This window comes from Hydrogenophaga sp. Root209, assembly GCF_001428625.1.
Classification (GTDB): Bacteria; Pseudomonadota; Gammaproteobacteria; order Burkholderiales; family Burkholderiaceae_C; genus Hydrogenophaga.
On sequence record NZ_LMIE01000001.1, the window covers coordinates 151,161 to 170,235 of the forward strand.

General features: G+C 65.9%; 18 protein-coding genes. 5 read left to right on the forward strand and 13 right to left on the reverse strand.

Translation table 11 applies throughout. The features are described 5' to 3' along the window. Positions 1-99: 99 nt before the first annotated feature. Positions 100-1,299 carry an amino acid ABC transporter substrate-binding protein gene (locus tag ASE11_RS00785; protein WP_056264391.1) on the reverse strand — a complete coding sequence of 400 codons (1,200 nt, stop codon included), beginning with the start codon at positions 1,297-1,299 and terminating at the stop codon, positions 100-102. A 194-nt stretch (positions 1,300-1,493) separates the two neighbouring features. Here ASE11_RS00785 and ASE11_RS00790 point away from each other — a divergent pair, with 194 nt between their 5' ends. Further along, positions 1,494-2,453 (forward strand): helix-turn-helix domain-containing protein, encoded by a 960-nt coding sequence (locus tag ASE11_RS00790; protein ID WP_056264395.1) that lies wholly within the window; start codon positions 1,494-1,496, stop codon positions 2,451-2,453. Between the two features lie 4 nt (positions 2,454-2,457). On the opposite strand, the gene holA is transcribed toward ASE11_RS00790, so the two are convergent. The 7 genes from holA to ASE11_RS00825 form a co-directional block, all read right to left on the reverse strand. Further along, positions 2,458-3,510: a DNA polymerase III subunit delta gene (holA, locus tag ASE11_RS00795; protein WP_056264400.1), complete on the reverse strand. Its 1,053-nt coding sequence runs from the start codon at positions 3,508-3,510 to the stop codon at positions 2,458-2,460. A gap of 7 nt (positions 3,511-3,517) precedes the next feature. Then, on the reverse strand, positions 3,518-4,060 hold the full coding sequence (gene lptE, locus ASE11_RS00800) for an LPS assembly lipoprotein LptE (RefSeq protein WP_056264404.1): 543 nt from the start codon (positions 4,058-4,060) through the stop codon (positions 3,518-3,520). 10 nt (positions 4,061-4,070) lie between these two features. Then, the gene (leuS, locus tag ASE11_RS00805; RefSeq protein ID WP_056264407.1) at positions 4,071-6,752 is read right to left on the reverse strand and encodes a leucine--tRNA ligase; all 2,682 of its coding nucleotides are present in this window, start codon (positions 6,750-6,752) and stop codon (positions 4,071-4,073) included. 112 nt (positions 6,753-6,864) lie between these two features. Continuing rightward, a complete protein-coding gene (locus ASE11_RS00810) occupies positions 6,865-7,296 on the reverse strand; it encodes an ExbD/TolR family protein (protein WP_056264411.1) in 432 nt (143 codons plus the stop codon). Continuing rightward, the gene (locus ASE11_RS00815; RefSeq protein ID WP_235501155.1) at positions 7,293-7,967 is read right to left on the reverse strand and encodes a MotA/TolQ/ExbB proton channel family protein; all 675 of its coding nucleotides are present in this window, start codon (positions 7,965-7,967) and stop codon (positions 7,293-7,295) included. The genes ASE11_RS00810 and ASE11_RS00815 overlap by 4 nt, the downstream gene beginning before the upstream one ends. After that, positions 7,964-8,782 (reverse strand): 4-hydroxy-tetrahydrodipicolinate reductase, encoded by an 819-nt coding sequence (dapB, locus tag ASE11_RS00820; RefSeq protein ID WP_056264417.1) that lies wholly within the window; start codon positions 8,780-8,782, stop codon positions 7,964-7,966. The genes ASE11_RS00815 and dapB overlap by 4 nt, the downstream gene beginning before the upstream one ends. Continuing rightward, entirely contained in the window at positions 8,779-9,387 is a 609-nt protein-coding gene (locus ASE11_RS00825) for an outer membrane protein assembly factor BamE (protein ID WP_082585419.1), read from the reverse strand. Before ASE11_RS00825 ends, dapB begins: the two co-directional genes overlap by 4 nt. Positions 9,388-9,548: 161 nt before the next feature. On the opposite strand from ASE11_RS00825, the gene fur reads away from it, so the two are divergent. After that, a complete protein-coding gene (gene fur / locus ASE11_RS00830) occupies positions 9,549-9,995 on the forward strand; it encodes a ferric iron uptake transcriptional regulator (protein ID WP_056264421.1) in 447 nt (148 codons plus the stop codon). 122 nt (positions 9,996-10,117) lie between these two features. On the opposite strand, the gene hprK is transcribed toward fur, so the two are convergent. From hprK to hpf, 3 genes are all read right to left on the reverse strand, one after another. After that, the gene (hprK, locus tag ASE11_RS00835; protein WP_056264424.1) at positions 10,118-11,068 is read right to left on the reverse strand and encodes an HPr(Ser) kinase/phosphatase; all 951 of its coding nucleotides are present in this window, start codon (positions 11,066-11,068) and stop codon (positions 10,118-10,120) included. A 121-nt stretch (positions 11,069-11,189) separates the two neighbouring features. Continuing rightward, the gene (locus ASE11_RS00840) at positions 11,190-11,660 is read right to left on the reverse strand and encodes a PTS sugar transporter subunit IIA (protein ID WP_056264427.1); all 471 of its coding nucleotides are present in this window, start codon (positions 11,658-11,660) and stop codon (positions 11,190-11,192) included. Between the two features lie 143 nt (positions 11,661-11,803). Then, on the reverse strand, positions 11,804-12,133 hold the full coding sequence (hpf, locus tag ASE11_RS00845) for a ribosome hibernation-promoting factor, HPF/YfiA family (protein WP_056264433.1): 330 nt from the start codon (positions 12,131-12,133) through the stop codon (positions 11,804-11,806). A 227-nt stretch (positions 12,134-12,360) separates the two neighbouring features. On the opposite strand from hpf, the gene ASE11_RS00850 reads away from it, so the two are divergent. The 3 genes from ASE11_RS00850 to corA all read left to right on the forward strand — a co-directional run bounded on the left by ASE11_RS00850 (position 12,361) and on the right by corA (position 16,593). Then, positions 12,361-14,145, forward strand: coding sequence for a hybrid sensor histidine kinase/response regulator (locus ASE11_RS00850; RefSeq protein ID WP_162258007.1), 1,785 nt, complete (start codon positions 12,361-12,363; stop codon positions 14,143-14,145). A gap of 4 nt (positions 14,146-14,149) precedes the next feature. After that, positions 14,150-15,397, forward strand: coding sequence for a patatin-like phospholipase family protein (locus ASE11_RS00855; protein WP_056264441.1), 1,248 nt, complete (start codon positions 14,150-14,152; stop codon positions 15,395-15,397). 209 nt (positions 15,398-15,606) lie between these two features. Beyond that, positions 15,607-16,593, forward strand: coding sequence for a magnesium/cobalt transporter CorA (gene corA / locus ASE11_RS00860; protein WP_056264444.1), 987 nt, complete (start codon positions 15,607-15,609; stop codon positions 16,591-16,593). A 6-nt stretch (positions 16,594-16,599) separates the two neighbouring features. Here the strand turns inward: corA and ASE11_RS00865 are convergent, their stop codons facing one another. After that, positions 16,600-17,355, reverse strand: a complete 756-nt coding sequence (locus ASE11_RS00865) for a 5'-methylthioadenosine/adenosylhomocysteine nucleosidase (protein WP_056264447.1) — start codon at positions 17,353-17,355, stop codon at positions 16,600-16,602. A gap of 13 nt (positions 17,356-17,368) precedes the next feature. Then, complete coding sequence (locus ASE11_RS00870) at positions 17,369-19,057, reverse strand: long-chain-fatty-acid--CoA ligase (protein ID WP_056264450.1); 1,689 nt, start codon at positions 19,055-19,057, stop codon at positions 17,369-17,371. Positions 19,058-19,075: the final 18 nt, after the last annotated feature.

Below are 19,075 nucleotides of genomic sequence, written 5' to 3' on the forward strand. Positions count from 1 at the left end.
TGTCGAAGGGCTCACCCAGACGGGTCTGGAGAGGCTTCGACAGGCTCAGCCCGAACGGGTCTGGGCTCAGTGCGAACGGATGAGCTGGTAGGCGAGGTCTTACTTCCAGGCGGGCTTGTTGGGATTCAAGGCTGCGGTTGCGACCGTCTTGGGCCACACCACCTCGAACTCCCCGTTCTGCCACTGACTCACGGTGCCCGGCGTTCCCACGTTCTCGCTGCCGTTGAACTTGATGTCGCCGATGATGGTCTTGTGCGTGGTGCCGGCCACATAGTCGCGGATGGCCTTGCGGTCCAGGCCCTGGGCCTTCACCGCGTTGGTGAGGATCTCCAGGCCGGCCCAGCAGGCGCCACTGGCCCAGCGGTCGGGTTCCTTGCCGGCGAACTTCTTGGTGTGTGCGTCGAAGTAGGCCTTGGCGGCCGGGCTGGTCTTGCTGTTCCACGAGCCCATGCCCAGCACGCCTTCGGCACCGGCAGGCGTCATCACGTTGCGGTAGAGCTGGAAGGCCGTGCCCACCGAGGCGTAGAAGAACTTCGGGTTGAAGCCCACTTCCTTGGCCTGGCGGCTGGCCAGGATGGTGTCGGGCGGGTAGGTGAAGCCGACAAACGCGTCGGGGTTCTTGTCCTTCATCGAGCGCAGCACGGGCGAGAGGTCTTTCACGCCACCGGGGTAGCTCTTGTCTTCCACCAGCGTGATGCCGCTGCCCTGCAGCGCCACCTTGAAGGCGGCGAAGTTCTCCAGGCCGAACAGGTCGTCCACGTAGATCAGCGCCACGGTCTTCACGCCGTTGGCTTTCAGCATGTCGACCAGCGCATTCGTCATGGGCGCGGGCTGCTGCAGCAGCAGGAAGAAGTACGGCAGGCGCATCTCGACCAGGCGGCGCGAGAGCGCGGTGGGCGCGAGGAATGGGTACTGGAAGCGGTTGGCCAGCGGAGCCACGGCGAAATTGGCGTTGGAGCCCCAGGGTGGCAACACCAGGTCGACCTTGTCGCTGCCCATGAGTTTTTCGTAGGTACGCACCACGGTCTCGGTGTCGCTGCGGTCGTCACTGCTGATGAGTTCGATCTGGCGTTTCACGCCCTTCACATCGAGGCCGCCCGCGGCGTTCTGCTGCTCGGCCCAGAGCAGGTAGTTGGGCTCCTGGCTCACCTGCGCGCCACCCGTCCAGGGGCCGGTGCGCGACATCGAATACCCGATGCGCACCGGCGCGGACTGCGCCAGGAGCTGGGGAGCGAAGGACATGGCGCCCACCGCGGCGGCGGCGCTCTTGATGACCAGACGGCGATTGGCTTGAACCATGTTGTGTCTCCTGCGGGTATGGGTTGGCTGAGAGCCGAATGGTAGGCACGACCGCAATCGCGCGCTGTGCTGTGGGTGCACTACCTGCTTGCCGGAACGTGCATGACGCCCCGGGTAAACCCTCAACCTTGGGCACAGCGAGGGCTCGCAGGGCGGCCGATAATTTGTGTCCCAGACCACCCCCGGAGACCCCCATGGCCGTTGCCTCCGTGATGAGCACCGACAGCGTTGCGCCGATCGAGCGCGCCGCCATCTGGCGCGACTGGGTGTGGACCCATTTCGGCGGCCTCGAATCCGACCTCTATGGCGACACCGGGTTCGACGGCCACATGAGCGCATCGGCCGCGGGCGACGTGGTGCTCACCAAGCTCGAAGCGAACCGCCACCGCGTGCTCAAGAGCCCACAACTGGCGCGCGCCAACGACCGTGCCTACCTCAAGATCGTGGCGCCCTGGCGAGGCAGCGCGGCAGTGCAGCAGCAGGGGCGCGAAGCCTGGGTACGCCCCGGCGACTGGGCCATCTACGACACCACCGGCAGCTACGAAATCGCCAATCCCGAGCGGGTGGAACACCTGATCGTGATGCTGCCCAAAGATCAGCTGACCGAGCGTGGCCTCAAGCTCGAACCGCTGATGGCGCGGCATGTGGGTGGCGTGAGCGGCATCGCGCGCGTGGCGCTGGAGACCATGCGCACCACCTACCAGGAACTGCCGCAGATGAGCGAAGCGGCGGCCCGCGGCGCGGGCGAGCTCATTGTGGAGTTGGTGCGTTTGTCACTGCAGGAGCTCGCCGGACGCGAGAGCAGCGTCACCCAGCTCGAGGCCTTTCGCGACCGCATCCGGGTTCACATCGGCCAGCACCTGCGCGATCCCTCGCTCACGCTGGACCACATCGCCCAGGCGCTGAACTGCAGCAAGCGCCATTTGCACAACGCCTTCAGCGCCGACGAAGACACGCCCGCCCACTACATCCAGCGCCAGCGCATCCAGGCCTGCATGCGTGAACTGCGCCAGTCCGGCGGCACGCAGCGCACCATCACCGACATCGCTTTTTCCTGGGGCTTCAACAACACGGCGCATTTCAGCCGCGTGTTTCGTGAGCACACGGGTGTGTCGCCGAGCGACTTTCGTGAAGCGGCCCAGCAGCGAGCCTGAACTGTCAGCGCAGGCTGCAGCCTTGCGTCACCTTCATCGCCATCTGCTGCAACGCCTGCCACGGGTCAGCCGGCCAGCCCGGTGACTTGAGGCCTTTGACGATGCCGTCCACCGTGTGCGCGTCGTCCAGCCATTTCGTGAGCGTGGCCACGGAGAGCAGCGGCAGGGCGCGCTCCATGAGCTTCTCTTTGACACCCCACACGCGGTTCTCGCGCAGCGCCATGGGCAGCGGGCGGCCGGCATCGAGCGCGGTGCGCACGCGGTGCAGCGTGCGGATGTCTTCAGACAGCGCCCAGTGCACCAGCACCGGCGCTTCGCCCTCGGCCTGCAGGCCATCGAGCATGCGCTGCACGCGCACGCTCTGCCCGCCCAGCACTGCTTCGGCCAGCTTGAAGGCGTCGTAACGCGCCACGTTGAGCACGGCCGACTCCACCTGCTCCAGCGACAGCTCACCCGCCGGGTGCAGCAGCGCGAGTTTCTGAATTTCCTGGTGCGCGGCGAGCAGGTTGCCCTCGACCCGGTCGGCGAAGAACTGCAGCGTGCGCTGGCCCTCGTCGCCCGCCACCACCCGCTGGCCTTGCTGCTGCAGGCGCTGCGCGATCCACTGCGGCAGGGCCTTGCGGTCCACGGGCTCCACGCGCACCGTCACGCCAAAGCTGTCGAGCGCGGCGAACCAGGCGCCCTTCTGCGTGGCCATGTCCAGCCGCGGCAGGATCACCACCGTGACCGTGCTGTCGTTGTTCTCGGCCTGCTGGGCGATCTGCTGCAGCACCTGCGAGCCGTCCTTGCCGGGCTTGCCCGAGGGGATGCGGACTTCAATGAGCTGCTTGTCGGAGAACAGGCTCATCGAGCCGCCGCTGGCCAGCACCTCGCCCCAGTCAAAGTGCGCGCCAGCCACGGTGTGCACCGTGCGCTCGCTGCAGCCCTGCGCGCGTGCCACCGCGCGGATCGCGTCGGCCGCCTCCTGGATCAGCAGCGGCTCGTCGCCGTGCAGCGTGTAGAGGCTTTTGAGGCCGCGCTGCAGCTGGGCGGCGAGTTGGTTTGCTGCGACCTGCATGGAGCGATCAGAGCGACTTCACGGCCGCCAGGCGCCGCACCACCTGCTGCACGATGTCGCTGCGCATGTCGCGGTAGAGCATCGCCTCTTCGGCGTCCTTGGCCAGCACCTGGGTTTCGTTGAAGCTGATGTCGCGCTCGAGCAGCATCTCGACGTCGTCGATCAGGATCTTGTCGGTGGGCGTGCGCAAGCGAAACACAAAGCGTGTGCGCAGTTGCAGTTCACGCACCTGGCCGGCCGCCGTCTGGCCCACCACCACGCGCTCGCGCTGGTCCACCAGCACGGTGAGGATGGCCTGGGCGGGCGGGACACCGGCGCCGCTGGCCGGCGTGGCCGAGGTGAGCACGCGAAGGCCGTTGGCCTGCAGGGCATCGCGCAACTCCCGGCTCACCTGGGTGCCCTCCATGCCTTGAATGCGCACCGTGTCGAACGCGAAGGTGGGCGCCTTGCGCAGTGCGAATCCGCAGCCCGACAGACCGAGCACGGTCGCACCCAGGGCCAGCTGCAGCAAGGCGCGGCGGCGCGGGATCGTGAAACGAGGGAGTGTCATGCTGGGGCTTTCAAATCACCACGTTCACCAGGCGGCCGGGCACGACCACCACTTTTTTCGGCGGCGCACCGGCGGCTTGCTTGACGAAGGCCTCGCTGGCCAGGGCCGCCGCTTCGATGGCGGCCTTGTCGGCATTCGCCGGCACCAGCACGCTGCCGCGCAGCTTGCCGTTGATCTGCAGCACGAGTTCGATCTCGTCGCGTTGCAGGGCGGCCTCGTCGGGCTGGGGCCAGGGCGCGTCGAGCAGCTCGCCCGTGTAGCCCAGCTGGGTCCACAGCGTGTGCGCGATGTGCGGCGTGGCGGGATAGATGCAGCGCAACAGGATGCCGAAGCTTTCGGCCAGCGCGGCGTTGTCGCCATCCGAGCCGTCGGGCTTGAAGTCTTCCAGCGCGTTGAGCATCTTCATTGCGCCCGAGACCACGGTGTTGTATTGCATGCGCTGGTAGTCGTAGTCCACCTGCTTGAGCACGGTGTGCATCTCCAGCCGCAGGGCCTTCGCGCCTTTGGACACCGCCTGACCCGACACACCGGCCGCCAGTGCGCCCAGGCCGCTGGTGGCCGAGAGCTTCAGGCCGAAGGCCCACACGCGGCGCAGGAAGCGGTAGCTGCCTTCCACCGCCGCGTCGTTCCACTCCAGCGTGGCCTCGGGCGGCGCGGTGAACATGGTGTACAGGCGCGCGGTGTCGGCACCGTACTTCTCGATCAGGTCTTGCGGGTCCACGCCGTTGTTCTTGGACTTGGACATGGTGCCCACGCCCTCGTAGTCGATGGGTGTGCCCACGGGCAGCATGCCGTCGCCGCTGGTGGCCGGGTTCTTGAGCTTCGCACCCACGACCTTGCCGGTCTCGTCGAGCACGTTCTCCACGTCGTGCGGCCAGAAGTAGTCCTTGCCACCCTTCTCGGTGCGCCGGCTGTAGAGGTGGTTGAGCACCATGCCCTGCGTGAGCAGGTGGGTGAAGGGCTCGTCCACCTTCACCAGGCCGAGGTCGCGCATCACCTTGGTCCAGAAGCGCGCGTAGAGCAGGTGCAGGATGGCGTGTTCGATGCCGCCGATGTACTGGTCCATCGGCATCCAGTAGTCGGCTCCATCGGCGACCATCTTCTCGCTGTTGCCCGGATCGCAATAGCGCATGAAGTACCACGACGAGTCCACGAAGGTGTCCATGGTGTCGGTCTCGCGGCGCGCGGGCTGGCCACACACCGGGCAGACCACGCCGGCGTGAAAAGCTTCGTGTTTGTGCAGCGGGTTGCCCGAGCCGTCGGGGATGCAGTCCTGCGGGAGCACGACCGGCAGGTCTTGCTCGGGCACCGGCACCGCCCCGTGTTCGGCGCAATGGATGATGGGAATGGGCGTGCCCCAGTAGCGCTGGCGGCTCACGCCCCAGTCGCGCAGACGGAAGGTGGTCTTCTTCTCGCCCAGGCCCTTGGCCGCGAGCTGGGTGGCCACGGCATCCACCGCCGCCTTGTAAGGCAGGCCGTCGAACTCGCCCGAGTTGACACACACGGCGCGCTGCTTGTCGCCGTACCAGTCGGCCCAGGCCTCCAGGCTGAAGGTCTCGCCTTCCACCGCCACCACGGGCTGGATCTTCAGGTCGTATTTTTTCGCGAACGCAAAGTCGCGCTCGTCGTGCGCGGGCACACCCATCACCGCGCCGTCGCCGTAGCTCATGAGCACGTAGTTGCCCACCCACACCGCCACGGCTTCGCCGGTCAGCGGATGCGCCACGGAGAGGCCCGTGGCCATGCCCTTCTTCTCCTGCGTGGCGAGCTCGGCTTCGGTGGTGCCGCCGGTCTTGCATTCTTCAATGAAAGCGGCCAGTGCCGGGTTGTTCGCGGCGGCGTGCGTGGCCAGGGCATGCTCCGGCGCCACGGCGCAGAAGGTCACGCCCATGATGGTGTCGGCGCGCGTGGTGAACACGTACATCCTGCCGTCGCCAATGAGCGCTCCCGATGCGTCCTGAATGGTGTGAGGGAACGCGAAGCGCACGCCCTCGCTCTTGCCGATCCAGTTTTCCTGCATCAGCCGCACCTTGTCGGGCCAGCCGTTGAGGGTGGCCTTGGGGTTGCCGATCTGCACGTGGTCGAGCAACTCTTCGGCGTACGAGGTGATGTTGAGGTAGTAGCCCGGGATCTCGCGCTTTTCCACCACCGCGCCGGTGCGCCAGCCCTTGCCGTCGATCACCTGCTCGTTGGCCAGCACGGTCTGGTCCACCGGGTCCCAGTTGACGACCTGCGTCTTGCGGTAGGCGATGCCCTTCTCCAGCATCTTCAGGAACAACCACTGGTTCCACTTGTAGTAGCTGGGGTCGCAGGTGGCCACCTCGCGCGACCAGTCGATGGCCAGGCCCATGGCCTGCATCTGCTGCTTCATGTAGGCGATGTTTTCATACGTCCACTTCGCCGGTGGCACACCGTTCTTCAGCGCCGCGTTTTCCGCCGGCAGGCCGAACGCGTCCCAGCCCATGGGCATGAGCACGTTGAAGCCTTTCATGCGCAGGTGGCGCGTGAGCATGTCGTTGATGGTGTAGTTGCGCACATGGCCCATGTGCAGCTTGCCGCTGGGGTAGGGCAGCATGGAGCAGGCGTAGAACTTCTTCTTGCTCGCGTCTTCCGTCACGCGGTAGGCGTCAGTGGCGTTCCAGTGGGCGTGCGCTTCGCGCTCGACTTGCCTGTGGGCGTATGTTTGTTGCATGAACCAGGGTCCGGACCAGCCGGCGACGGTGAGGGTAGAGGCTGCGCGCGGTGGCGCGGGGGAATGGCGGATTTTAGGCCTTGGGCCGCAGGCCACCCGCCGGCCCGGCCATTCAGCGCGGGGCTGTCGACTCGGCCACGAAGCCAATGCGCGAGAGCCCGGCCGATTGCGCCATGCCGATCAGCGAGACCACGCGGCCGTAGGGCACGCTGGCATCGGCGCGCAACTGGAGTTCGGTGGCGGGGTTGCGCTGTGCGGCCTCAAGCAGGCGCTGGCGCACGGCGGCATCGTCCACGGGCTGCCCGTCCCACTGCATGCGTCCCTGGCCGTCGACCGACAGCGACACGAAAGGCCCGGGCTCGGTGGGGGTGGCGGCCTTCGGCAGTTCGGCCTTGGGCAATTCCAGCGCCAACCGGTCGGCCATGAAGGGTGCGGCGATGATGAAGATCACCAGCAGCACCAGCATCACGTCCACCAGCGGCGTGACGTTGATCTCGCTCATGGGTTTGTGGCCAACCGGTTTCTCCAGCCGACCAAAACTCATTCCAAACCCCTGTGCACCAGCAGTTCACGCAGGTCGCGCGCGAAGCCTTCGAGGTCGGCCTCGATGCGCGAAATCTGTCGGCCCAGCACGTTGTAGGCCAGCACGGCGGGGATCGCCACCACCAGGCCGGCGGCCGTCATGACCAGCGATTCGCCCACCGGGCCGGAGACTTGCTCGATGCGGAAACCGCCGTCCAGCCCAATGCCGGCGAGCGCGTTGTAGATGCCCCAGACCGTGCCCAGCAGGCCCACGAAGGGCGCGGTGGAGCCCACGGTGGCCAACAGCACCTGGCCGAATTGCAGGCGATGCAACACGCGGTGCAGCGCGTCGCGCAGCACGCGGGTGAGCTGTTGTGAGCGGTCGCCGGCGGCGGCCAGGGTGTGCGGCAGGGCGTTGGCCAGGCCAAGTGCTGCCTGCAGCAGCGGCAGCACGAGTTGCTGCGCGTCAAAGGTGACCAGCCGGCGCTGCGCATCGTCCAGATCGGCAGCCTGCCAGAAGGCGGCGGTGCTCAAGCCCAGGTCGCGCGCGGCGCGGCGCAGCAACCAGCCCTTCCACAAGATCACCACCCAGCTCGCCACCGACATGGTCAGCAGCAACAACGCTACTGTGCGGCCCAGCGCATCGGCCTGCGCCAGCGTCTGCAGGAGACCCTGGCCCGCGTTGTCCATCATTTCAAGCCGAGCACGTCGAACATGTCGTACAGGCCATGCGTCTTGCCCGAGAGGAACCGCACCGCGCGCAGGCTGCCTTGCGCGTAGGTCGCGCGGCTGCTCGACTTGTGCGTGATCTCGATGCGCTCGCCGGTGCCGGCGAACAGCACGGTGTGGTCGCCCACGATGTCGCCACCGCGGATGGTGGCAAAGCCGATGGAGGACGGATCGCGCTCGCCCGTCACGCCTTCGCGCGCATAGACCGCGCAATCCTTCAGGTCGCGACCCAACGCGTCGGCAATCACCTCGCCCATCTTCAGCGCGGTGCCGCTGGGCGCGTCCACCTTGTGGCGGTGGTGCGCTTCGATGATTTCGATGTCGTAGCCGGTGGCCAGCGCCTTGGCCGCCATTTCCAGCAGCTTGAGCGTGACGTTCACGCCCACGCTCATGTTGGGCGCCATCACGATGGCGATCGACTTGGCGGCCTCGGCGATCTCGGCCTTCTGTTCGTCACTGAAACCGGTGGTGCCGATGACCGCATTGACGCCGTGCTTCGCGCATTCGCGCAGGTGCGCCAGCGTGCCTTCGGGCCGGGTGAAGTCGATCAGCGCCTGGCTGCCACCCAGGCCCTGGGCGAGGTCGGCGGTGATGAGCACGCCGCTGGCCTGACCGGCAAAGCCGGCAGCGTCCTGGCCCAGCATCGGGCTGGCGGCGATGTCGAGTGCACCGGTGAGCTGGCAGTCGCCGCTGTTGCGCACCGCCTCCACCAGCATCTGCCCCATGCGGCCACTGGCACCGGCCACGCAAACGCGGTGCAGGCTCGCTGCGCCGCTCATCGAGCGGACCCCGAGGTCTCCAGGGGTGGGTAGCTCGCGGCAGGTGCCGCAGCGGGAGCGGCCGGCGTGGTGGGAGCGGTGGGAGCGCTGGTCTTGTTGCGTTCGTCAAATGTCTTGAGCTGGGCCTCGGTGGCCTGCAAAGGCGGCGCCTTGTCGAACTTGCGCCCTGCGTCGAGCGAAGCCACGAATTCCGCCTCGGTGGGCAGCTCGTCGGCCTCGAATCTCTCGAGCACATCGGCCTTGAAGAACGCGGTCAGGCGACGCTGCTGCGGCGCCTGACCCTGGCGACGGAAAGTGAAGACATAGTCCCAGCGATCGGCGTGGAACACGCTGGCGAGCAGCGGCGAGCCCAGGATGTCGCGCACCTGATCGCGTGTCATGCCGGTCTGCAGGGCAGCGGCCTGCTCGCGCGTGACCACGTTGCCCTGCAGGATGTCGATCTTGTACGGGCTGACCAGACTGGTGATGCCCGGCATGCGGTTGGTGATGCTGGAGCAAGCCGACAGGGTCACCAGCGCGGCGAGCACGCAGACCGCCTGAAGCGGTCTGCGCGGGCGCAGACCCGGGGTGGGCAGGGAGGCGCAATCGGGTGTGTGTTGGAGCATGGGATCTGACCGTGAAGGGGGCGCGCGCGCAAGCGTTGCCGGGGCAAAAATGCAGCGTGCGCCAGACGCTGACGATATGATCCTTTCATTGTAGTCTTGGGGCCCGAAGACACTGCAACCACACCCGCCCGCCCGATTCAGCGCCCTGCGCGCTCACCGCCATGACCAACATCGAAGAACTCAAGAGCACGGGCCTGAAGGCCACGCTGCCCAGGCTGAAGATCCTGGAGGTGTTTCAGAACGCCAAACAGCGCCACATGACGGCCGAAGATGTGTTTCGCGTGCTGCTGGAAGAACGCTCCGACATCGGTCTGGCCACGGTGTACCGCGTGCTCATGCAGTTTGAGCAAGCCGGTCTGCTCACGCGCAGCAACTTCGAGTCGGGCAAGGCGGTGTACGAGCTCAACGAAGGCCAGCACCACGACCACCTGGTCTGCCTGGACTGCGGTCGCGTGGAAGAGTTTTTTGACGCGGAAATCGAGAAGCGCCAGCAGATGGTGGCCAAGACGCGTGGCTTCGTGCTGCAGGAGCACGCGCTGTCGCTCTACGCCAATTGCACCAAGACCGACTGCCCTCACAAGGGCCAGGGCCACACGCACCGGATCTGAGAAAGCGCGTTGCGCATTGAGCAAGGTGGTCGCAAGCCCGGAATGCCGCGGGTCCGGCTCTGCCGGCCCGCTGGCATTGCCCCCTTGAGGGGGTGACGCCGCAGGCGGCGCGGGGGTGCACCCTACTCTCCGCGCGACATGGCTGCGCGGTGGCGCGATACAAACTCCTGATAGGTGTCGATGCCGCGCAGCTGCAGGATGGTGTTGCGCACCGCGGCTTCCACCAGCACGGCAATGTTGCGGCCGGCCACCACCTGAATCACGGCCTTGCGCACGGGCACGCCCAGCACGTCCTGATACAGCGGTTCGTGGGGCATGCGCTCGTAGTCGCGTTCCATGGTTTCGCGGCGCACCAGGTGCACGATGAGCGAGAGCCGCATCTTGCGGCGCACCGCCGTCTCGCCAAAGATCGCCTTGATGTCGAGCAGGCCGATGCCGCGCACCTCCAGCAGGTTCTGCAACAGCTCGGGGCAGCGGCCTTCGATGCTGGTCTGGTTGATGCGGTAGAGGTCCACCGCATCATCGGCCACCAAGCCATGGCCCCGCGAGATGAGTTCCAGCCCGAGTTCACTTTTGCCCAGGCCCGACTCGCCCGTGATCATCACGCCCATGCCGAGGATGTCCATGAACACGCCGTGCATGGAGGCGCGGTCGGCGAAATGGCGCGAGAGGTAGGCGCGCAACACATCGATGACGAACGCCGCCGACTCGTGCGTGGAGAACATCGGAATCTGAGCACGCTCGCACATGGCGGTGAGCGCATCGGGCGCGGCCTGGCCATCGGCCACCACCAGCACCGGCGGCTCCAGCGTGACGATGCGCGCCACACGGCGCCTGTTGTCGTCCTCACTCTGGCTGGTGAGGTAGGCGACTTCGCGTTCGCCAAACACCTGGACCCGATAGGGGTGGATGTAGTTGAGATAACCGACCAGGTCAGCACCTGAACGTGCGGCGCGGATGGCCACTTCGTCGAACCGCCGCTCGGAGGCCCCCAGCCCGGCAATCCATTGCCACTTCAGGGCGTCTCGATGGTCCTCGAACAGGACATCGGCGCTGACGACGGTGGGTTTCAAGAGAGATCACTCCGATAAGCAGCGGGGGACTGGACGATCCGCCGCCGGGCCGCCCCAAGGCGGATCAGCCCCCTTGGGGGGCAGCGACCCGCGCAGCGGTGGAGCGTGGGGGCCAACAACCTCAGGCAGCGGCGTGGGCCGATTGCCAGGACGTGATCAGTTTGTGCAGTGCGGCTGCGTCGACGGAGGTCTTCATCTGCTCGCGCAGACCGCTGTCGCTCAACAACTCGGCGATCTCGGAGAGGATCTCCAGGTGTTTCTGCGTGGCCGCCTCGGGCACCAGCAGAAAGATCATCAGTTGCACCGGCAATTCATCGGGGGCGTCAAAGCCGATCGGGCTGGCCAGCTGGAACACCGCCGCCAACGGCTGCTTCAAACCCTTGATTCGCCCATGAGGGATCGCCACACCGTGACCCAGACCGGTCGAACCCAGACGCTCGCGGGCGAACAAGCTGTCGGTGATGAGCGCGCGGTTGAGTCCGTGAAGGGTCTCGAAAAGCAGGCCTGCTTCTTCGAATGCGCGTTTTTTGCTGGTTGCGTCCACGCTGACGAGCACTTGCGCGGCAGGCAATATGACAGATAGTCGGTTCATGTGAGCCCTCTTGGACCGCAAATTATGACCAGTTGAGCGGTGTTGGCTAGACTGCGGGCACAAAAAAGCCGCTTGACTTTCCAAGCGGCCTGCTGCAGTGCAGCATCGGGTTTTCCCTCACGGACCGCAGCCCGTGACATTCATCACATCAAACGCTTGACCGTGTCGTGGTGATGGTCTTGCGCCTTGTCTTTGTAGCGAAGAACTTGCCGATCCAGTTTGTCGGCCAGTTCATCGACGGCAGCGTAAAGATCGGCGTGGGCGCTCTCGGCGAACAGGTCGCGGCCCTTGACGTGGATGTTGCATTCCGCTCGCTGCCTGAGGTCCTTTTCCTTGAGGTTGTCCACCGTCAACAGCACCTTCATGTCGACCACCTGGTCGAAGTGTCGGGATATGCGTTCGAGTTTGCTGGTGACGTAACCGCGCAGGGCGGGTGTGACCTCAAGGTGGTGACCGCTGATCGTCAGGTTCATAAAAGAGCCTCCATATGCTCCGGGTTGAGACAAGCCGCCTGGGGCAAGACCTCCCGACGGCCACGGGGATGTCTTGAGCTCACTATGCACACGAAACCTCTGAGGCGCAAGCCGGCAAGGGCAACAAAGCGTGCGAATGCCGGTGAATGCAGGTGAATGTGACCGTTGTCATTCATGCCAACGCGCTCCGCGTTCATGGTGGTCCGGCATGTCCTATGCTCACGCGCATGCTCAGCGTCTCAACCTCGCAAGACCGGCTGCTGCACGAGCAGGTGCGGTTGCTCGCGCGCAATGTCCCCGCCCTGATCGTGGGTACGTTGATGCTGGCCATCGGCACCGCCGCACTGCTCCTGATGAACGGGCAGCCTTCCCGATGGGTGCTGATCTGGCTGGGAGCCGTGGTGGCTTTGTGTGCCGTGCGGTGGTGGGGCGCACGGCGCTACCAACGGTCACAGCCAGACCAGACACAGGCACGAGGTTGGGCCCGCTGGTTCATTCTGGCGTCGTTCGCCGCCGGATTGCTGTGGGGCTCGTTGACGGCTCTGTTCTTCAGCCCCGACGATCCGTACACGCAGGCGGTGCTGGTCATGATCCTCGCGTCCATCGTCGCCAGCGCTACCCAGTCGCTGGGGCCGTATTTCCCGGCGCACCTGGCTTTTGGCGTGCCCGCCATCGTGCCGCTTGCGTTGCGCAGCATGTTCAGCGGCGATACGCGCACGATGACCGTGGGCCTGCTCGCCCTGGTCTTTCTGTTGATGGCAGAGCTGTTTGCGCGGCGCATCGCCTCGGCCATCGAAGAAGCGCTTCGCCTGCGGTTCGAAAACGACGCATTGGTGGCCGAACTTTCGCAGGCCAGAGACGCAGCCGAGGCCGCCAGCAAGGCCAAGACACGGTTTCTCGCGACCGCCAGCCACGACTTGCGCCAACCGATCCACGCCATGAGCATGTTCGTCCCGGCCCTCAAACGCATGGCACAAGAGGGCAGACTCTCTGCGCCGGCACTGGGCGACATGGCCGACCGCATGCAGTCGGCGCTGGGCACCATGGGCCAGTTGCTCAGCCGCTTGCTGGATGTCTCTCGACTGGATGCCGACGCGGTGCGCGTGACCACCGAGGACTTCCCACTGGAGCCATTGCTGTCCGCGGTGGTGGACGAGGTGGCGGCGCAGGCCGAGGCGAAGGGGCTGCGGCTGCGCATGCACGATGGCGGCCTGTGGGTGCACAGCGATCCGTCGGTGCTGCACACGATGCTGAGCAATCTCGTCAGCAATGCGGTGCGCTACACCGACCGTGGCGGCGTGCTGGTGTCGGCGCGCTCGCGGGGCGACAGTGTCGACATCCAGGTCTGGGACACCGGCATCGGCATCTCGTCGCACGAGTCGTCGCGCATCACCGAGGAGTTCTACCAAGGCAGCAACGCGCATGTGGACGGTAGCCAGACACGGGGATTCGGACTGGGCATGGCGATCGTGCACCGCTCGGCCCAATTGATCGGCGTGCGCCTGAGCTGGCGCTCCGCGCTGGGCAAGGGCTCGATGTTCTCCATCCGCACGCCGCGCGCGCAAGCCGGCCATCAACCAGCCACGCTGCTGCCATTTGAAGCCTCCGCATCGAAAGCTGTCGGGGCATGCATCGTGCTGGTCGTCGAAGAGAACCAGGACATCCTGGCGGCCATGTCCATTCTGCTGCGGAGCTGGGGGCATGTGCCCCTGCAGGCGTCAAACGCGCAGGAGGCGGCCCGCATCGCCTTGGACCGTGGGGGCCTGCTGGACGCCGCCCTCGTCGACTTCCACCTGGCGCGGGACAGCAACGGACTCGCCGTGGCCCATCTCTTGCGCCAACACGCCAGACCAGACCTGGCTGTGGCCATCGTCACTGGCGACACCAGCACCGAGGTGATGAGCGCCGTGCTGGCGGCCGGCCTGACCGTGATGCACAAACCGGTGGACTCCGCAGAGCTGCAGCAGTTCATCGCACGCGCGCGCCGGGCCGTCTCCGCTCCAACCCTGTAATCCCATGTCCCTCGACACCATCATCACGCACAACATGCTGGCGACTTCTTCATACGAAGTAAGGCCCGATGCGTGTGCACTGGTGTTGATGGGCGGTGGCGCGCGCACCGCCTACCAGGCCGGTGTGCTCAAGGCGCTGGCGGCCATGCAGCCACCGGGAAGCCACGCGTTTCCGTTTCAGTGGTTGTTCGGCACCTCGGCAGGCGCACTCAATGCGGCCTACCTGGGTAGCATCGCCCTGCAAGGCCTGCCTGCACTGCCGCAGCTGGCAACGTTCTGGATGGGACTGCGCTCGGAGCAGGTCTATCGGCTGGAGGCGCCAGGCTGGGTGCGAGCCAACCGCCTGGTGGCGGGCTGGACGCTGGCGCGTCAGGTCAAGCGCCACCGCGCCCTGCTCGACACGCTGCCGCTGGTGAACACACTGCACCGGGCGATCGATCTGCCGGGCCTGGAGTACGCGCTGGAGCAAGGCGCCATCCACGCGCTGGGCGTGACCGCCTCCAGCTACACGAGCGGCGAACACTGGACCTTTTGCCAGACCAGCACCGGCCACACCGTGCAGCCGTGGCACCGCCCGGGACGCCGGGCCGCTTTCCAGCCCATCACCATCGAGCACCTGATGGCGTCCAGCGCCATCCCGTTCCTCTTTCCGTCCGTGCCGCTGTGGGTCGAAGGCCACAAGGAGCATTTCGGCGACGGCTCGATGCGCCAGCTCTCGCCGCTGTCGCCGGCCATCCATTTCGGCGCGCGGCGGGTGCTGGTCATCGGCGTCGGGCAGCCCCAGCGCTCTGGCATGGTGGCGCGCACGGCGGGCGACCCCACGGCCGGCACCATCGCAGGCCACGCCATGGCCAGCGTGTTCCACGACACCCTGCAGGCCGATGTGGAGCAGGCCCAGCGCGTGAGCCAGACCCTGTCGCGCCTGCCTGCGGCCCTGGCCGCGGCCCTGCCCTACCGCCCGGTCGATGTGCTGGCCATCCAGCCGAGCTTTTCGCTCGATGAACTGGCGCGCAAGCACATCGGTGAATTGCCCGCGCCCACCCGCAATACCCTGGCCGGGCTGGGCGCGCTGGACACCGCGCGCGGTGCGGCCGGCAGTGCGGCATCGCTGGCCAGCTACCTGTTGTTCGAGCCGGGTTTCGTGCATGCGCTCATCGAGCTCGGCGAACACGATGCCTGGCGCCGGAAGGACGAACTGATGCGCTTCATGGCGCCTCACGCACCGCTTCCAGAAGCAGTGTCGGTGCCATAATTCGCCGGTCGAATCCACCCACGGAGAGCCTCATGGACAGCACGCCCCCCAGTTGCGTGCTTTCAGCCACCCCTGTCACCGTCTGACCGCTGCGCCTGGCGCGGCCATCTGGGTCGGGCGGTCCGCTGGCTGAAAGCACCCTACCCCGCCTTCGGGTCCGCCTGCGCGGCCCCGCCCTTTCAGACAGCAGACTTCGCCGGGAGCGCTCCATGCTCAACGTATTCACCCTGGCCAATGGCCGCCTCTTCCAGGAAGAGATCGAGTCGCTCGAAGAGCTGGCTCAATTCAAGCCGATCTGGGTCGACCTGGAAGACCCCACCCCCGAAGAACGCCGCTGGGTCAAGCAGCACTTCGGCTTGTCGATTCCCGAAGACGCGATGGACGAGGACATCGAGGAGTCGGCCCGTTTCTTCGAGGAAGACAACGGCGAACTGCACGTGCGCTCCGACTTTTTGATCGACGACGAGGAAGACCCGCGCGCGGTGCGAGTGGCCTTCATCCTCAACGAGCACAACGACACCTTGAAGAGCCAGGGCGTGCTGTTCTCCATCCACGACGAGGACGTGCCGGTGTTCCGCCTGCTGCGCATGCGCGCGCGCCGCATGCCCGGCCTGATCGAGGATGCCAAGGACGTGCTCCTGATGCTGTTCGACGCCGACGCCGAGTACTGCGCCGACACGCTGGAAGACATTTACGACGAGATCGAAACCGTGAGCAAAAAGGTGCTCAACAGCAACGCCTCGGACAACCTGCTGAGCGAGGCGCTGTCGGCCATCGCGCGCCACGAGGACATGTCGGGCCGCATCCGCCGCAACGTGATGGACACGCGCCGCGCGGTCAGCTTCATGATGCGCAGCCGACTGCTGAGCGCCGAGCAGTTCGAGGACGCGCGCCAGATCCTGCGCGACCTGGACTCGCTCGACAGCCACACCGCCTTCCTGTTCGACAAGATCAACTTCCTGATGGATGCGACGGTCGGTTTCATCAACATCAACCAGAACAAGATCATCAAGATCTTCTCGGTGGCCAGCGTCTCGCTGCTGCCTCCCACGCTGGTGGCCAGCAGCTACGGCATGAACTTCGCGTTCATGCCCGAGCTGCAGTGGCACTACGGCTACCCGTTGGCGCTGGCGCTGATGGTGTTGTCGGCCGTGGTGCCGATGCTGTACTTCCGGAAAAGAGGATGGCTGCGGTAGCCCGGATCAGCGCTGCGTCAAGAACGCGTCGATGATCGCGCTGCTGTAGCGGCTAGCCACCTCGCGCAGGAAGCGCGGAAAGTCCACGTGCGCGGCGTCGTCGGCGCGGTCCGAGATGGTGCGCACCACGGCCAGCGGCACACCGTAGTCGTGGCACACCTGGGCAAACGCCGCACTCTCCATTTCCACCGCAAGCGCCTCGGGCAGGGCCTCGCGCAGGGCCAGGCTTTCGGCGGTGGTCGAGACGAAGCGATCGCCGCTGATCAGCAGGCCTTGGTGGCAGCGCGGCGCTTGCAAGCCGAAGGCATTCAACACGTCGGTACCGAGCTGCGATGGCAGGGCACGCAGCACTTGCTCGCTCGCGCGCACCAGTTGCGCGGTGATCACAGCGTCGGCCTCAAAGGTGGAGCGGCCATAACCGGGCACCTCGTGACGTGGAAAGATCGGCGAGGCGTCCATGTCGTGTTGCAGAAACCGCTGTGCCACGACGACATCGCCCACATTGACGCCGTCACCCAGGCCACCGGCCACGCCGGTGAACACAATGCGCTGCACGCCGAAGCGTTCGATCAGTGCGGTGGCCGTGGTGGCCGCGGCCACCTTGCCAATCCCCGAGAGCACGGCCACCACGTCGTGACCGTGCAGATGGCCGCGCCAGAAGGCCCGACCTCCGATGGTCTGCTGCTGCTCGTCGGGCATGAGCGCCAGCACGGCGGCCAGCTCTTCATGCAGGGCGCTGACGATCGCAACGGGGGTCGTCAAGCGCAGGCCTCCTTCACTTCTTGTCACGCAACTCGCGGCGCAGGATCTTGCCCACCGGGGTCTTGGGCAGCTCGGTGCGGAACTCCACCACCTTGGGCTGCTTGTAGCCCGTGAGGTTGGCCTTGCAGTAGTCGCGCACCTGCGCTTCGGTCAGCGCCGCGTCCTTCTTGACGATGACGAGCTTGACCGCTTCACCCGATTTGTCATCGGGCACACCGACCACGGCGCACTCCATCACGCCGGGCAGTTGCGCCACCACGTCCTCCACCTCGTTGGGGTACACGTTGAAGCCGCTCACCAGCACCATGTCTTTTTTGCGGTCGACGATTTTGAAGTAGCCGCGCTCATCCATCACGCCCACGTCACCGGTCTTGAAGTAGCCATCCGGCGTCATGACCTTGGCGGTCTCGTCGGGTCGCTGCCAGTAGCCCGCCATCACCTGCGGGCCCTTGATCGCGATCTCGCCGGGCTGACCCAGCGGCACTTCGTTGCCATCATCGTCCAGGCACTTCATGTGGGTGTTGGACAGGGGCAAGCCGATGGTGCCGCTGTAGGCGGCGCTCGTGGTCGGATTGCAGGTGGCCGACGGGCTGGTTTCGGACAGACCGTAGCCTTCGCAGATGGGGCAGCCGGTCTTCTCCAGCCAGAGCTTGGCCACGGCGCCTTGCACCGCCATGCCGCCGCCCACAGACACCTTGAGGTTGCTCCAGTTCACGGTGTTGAAGTCGGGGTGGTTGGCCAATCCGTTGAACAAGGTGTTGACCGCGGGGAAGCTGTGGAAGGTGTGCTTGCTCAGCTCTTTCAACACCGCCGGCAGATCGCGCGGATTGGGGATCAGGATGTTCATGGCGCCGGTGCGCATGCCCAGCATCATGTTCACTGTGAACGCGAAGATGTGATACAGGGGCAAGGCACACACGCTGGTGGGCTGCTCGCCTTCTGGCACACGCTTCATCACCGGCTCGTTCCAAGCGTCGGACTGCAGCAGGTTGGCGATCACGTTGCGGTGCAGCAGCACGGCACCCTTGCTCACGCCGGTGGTGCCACCGGTGTACTGCAGCACGGCCATGTCGTCGGGCTTGATGTCGGGGCGCTTGAGCGTGCCGCGCGTGCCCTTGGCAATGGCTTCGTTGAAGCGCACGGCCTGGGGCAGGTTGAAGGCGGGCACCATCTTCTTGACGTTGCGCACCACATAGTTCACCAGCGCGCCCTTGAGCAGGCCAAGCTGGTCGCCCATGGCGGTGAGCACCACGTGCTTGACCGGCGTGTTGGCGATGCACTGCTGCAAGGTGCTGGCGAAGTTCTCGATGATGACGATGGCCTTGGCGCCCGAATCCTTGAGCTGGTGCTCCAGTTCGCGCGGCGTGTACAGCGGATTCACATTGACCACCACCAGTCCCGCGCGCAGGATGCCGGCCACCGCCACCGGGTACTGCGGCACGTTGGGCATCATGATGGCCACACGATCGCCCTTGACCAGCCCCAGGCCCTGGAGATAAGCCGCAAAGGCCAGAGACAGGCTGTCGGTCTGCGCAAACGTGATCTGCTTGCCCATGAAGCTGTAGGCTGGCCGGCTGGCGAACTTGCCGAAGCTCTCTTCCATGAGGTGCACCAGCGAGCTGTATTGCGTCACGTCGATGTCGGCGGGCACACCGGGTGAATACGAGCCCAGCCAGGGACGGTCGGCCGTTGAGTCGGTCATTCGGAATTTCCTCATTCT

Coding starts and splice junctions, on each gene's coding strand:
- dapB (WP_056264417.1), bottom strand. CDS start 8,782: ATGAGCGGCGCAGCGAGCCTGCACCGCGTTTGCGTGGCCGGTGCCAGT.
- ASE11_RS00850 (WP_162258007.1), top strand. CDS start 12,361: ATGCTCAGCGTCTCAACCTCGCAAGACCGGCTGCTGCACGAGCAGGTG.
- ASE11_RS00840 (WP_056264427.1), bottom strand. CDS start 11,660: ATGAACCGACTATCTGTCATATTGCCTGCCGCGCAAGTGCTCGTCAGC.
- ASE11_RS00785 (WP_056264391.1), bottom strand. CDS start 1,299: ATGGTTCAAGCCAATCGCCGTCTGGTCATCAAGAGCGCCGCCGCCGCG.
- ASE11_RS00790 (WP_056264395.1), top strand. CDS start 1,494: ATGGCCGTTGCCTCCGTGATGAGCACCGACAGCGTTGCGCCGATCGAG.
- ASE11_RS00825 (WP_082585419.1), bottom strand. CDS start 9,387: ATGCTCCAACACACACCCGATTGCGCCTCCCTGCCCACCCCGGGTCTG.
- corA (WP_056264444.1), top strand. CDS start 15,607: ATGCTCAACGTATTCACCCTGGCCAATGGCCGCCTCTTCCAGGAAGAG.
- hpf (WP_056264433.1), bottom strand. CDS start 12,133: ATGAACCTGACGATCAGCGGTCACCACCTTGAGGTCACACCCGCCCTG.
- lptE (WP_056264404.1), bottom strand. CDS start 4,060: ATGACACTCCCTCGTTTCACGATCCCGCGCCGCCGCGCCTTGCTGCAG.
- holA (WP_056264400.1), bottom strand. CDS start 3,510: ATGCAGGTCGCAGCAAACCAACTCGCCGCCCAGCTGCAGCGCGGCCTC.
- leuS (WP_056264407.1), bottom strand. CDS start 6,752: ATGCAACAAACATACGCCCACAGGCAAGTCGAGCGCGAAGCGCACGCC.
- ASE11_RS00815 (WP_235501155.1), bottom strand. CDS start 7,967: ATGATGGACAACGCGGGCCAGGGTCTCCTGCAGACGCTGGCGCAGGCC.
- ASE11_RS00810 (WP_056264411.1), bottom strand. CDS start 7,296: ATGAGTTTTGGTCGGCTGGAGAAACCGGTTGGCCACAAACCCATGAGC.
- ASE11_RS00855 (WP_056264441.1), top strand. CDS start 14,150: ATGTCCCTCGACACCATCATCACGCACAACATGCTGGCGACTTCTTCA.
- fur (WP_056264421.1), top strand. CDS start 9,549: ATGACCAACATCGAAGAACTCAAGAGCACGGGCCTGAAGGCCACGCTG.
- ASE11_RS00870 (WP_056264450.1), bottom strand. CDS start 19,057: ATGACCGACTCAACGGCCGACCGTCCCTGGCTGGGCTCGTATTCACCC.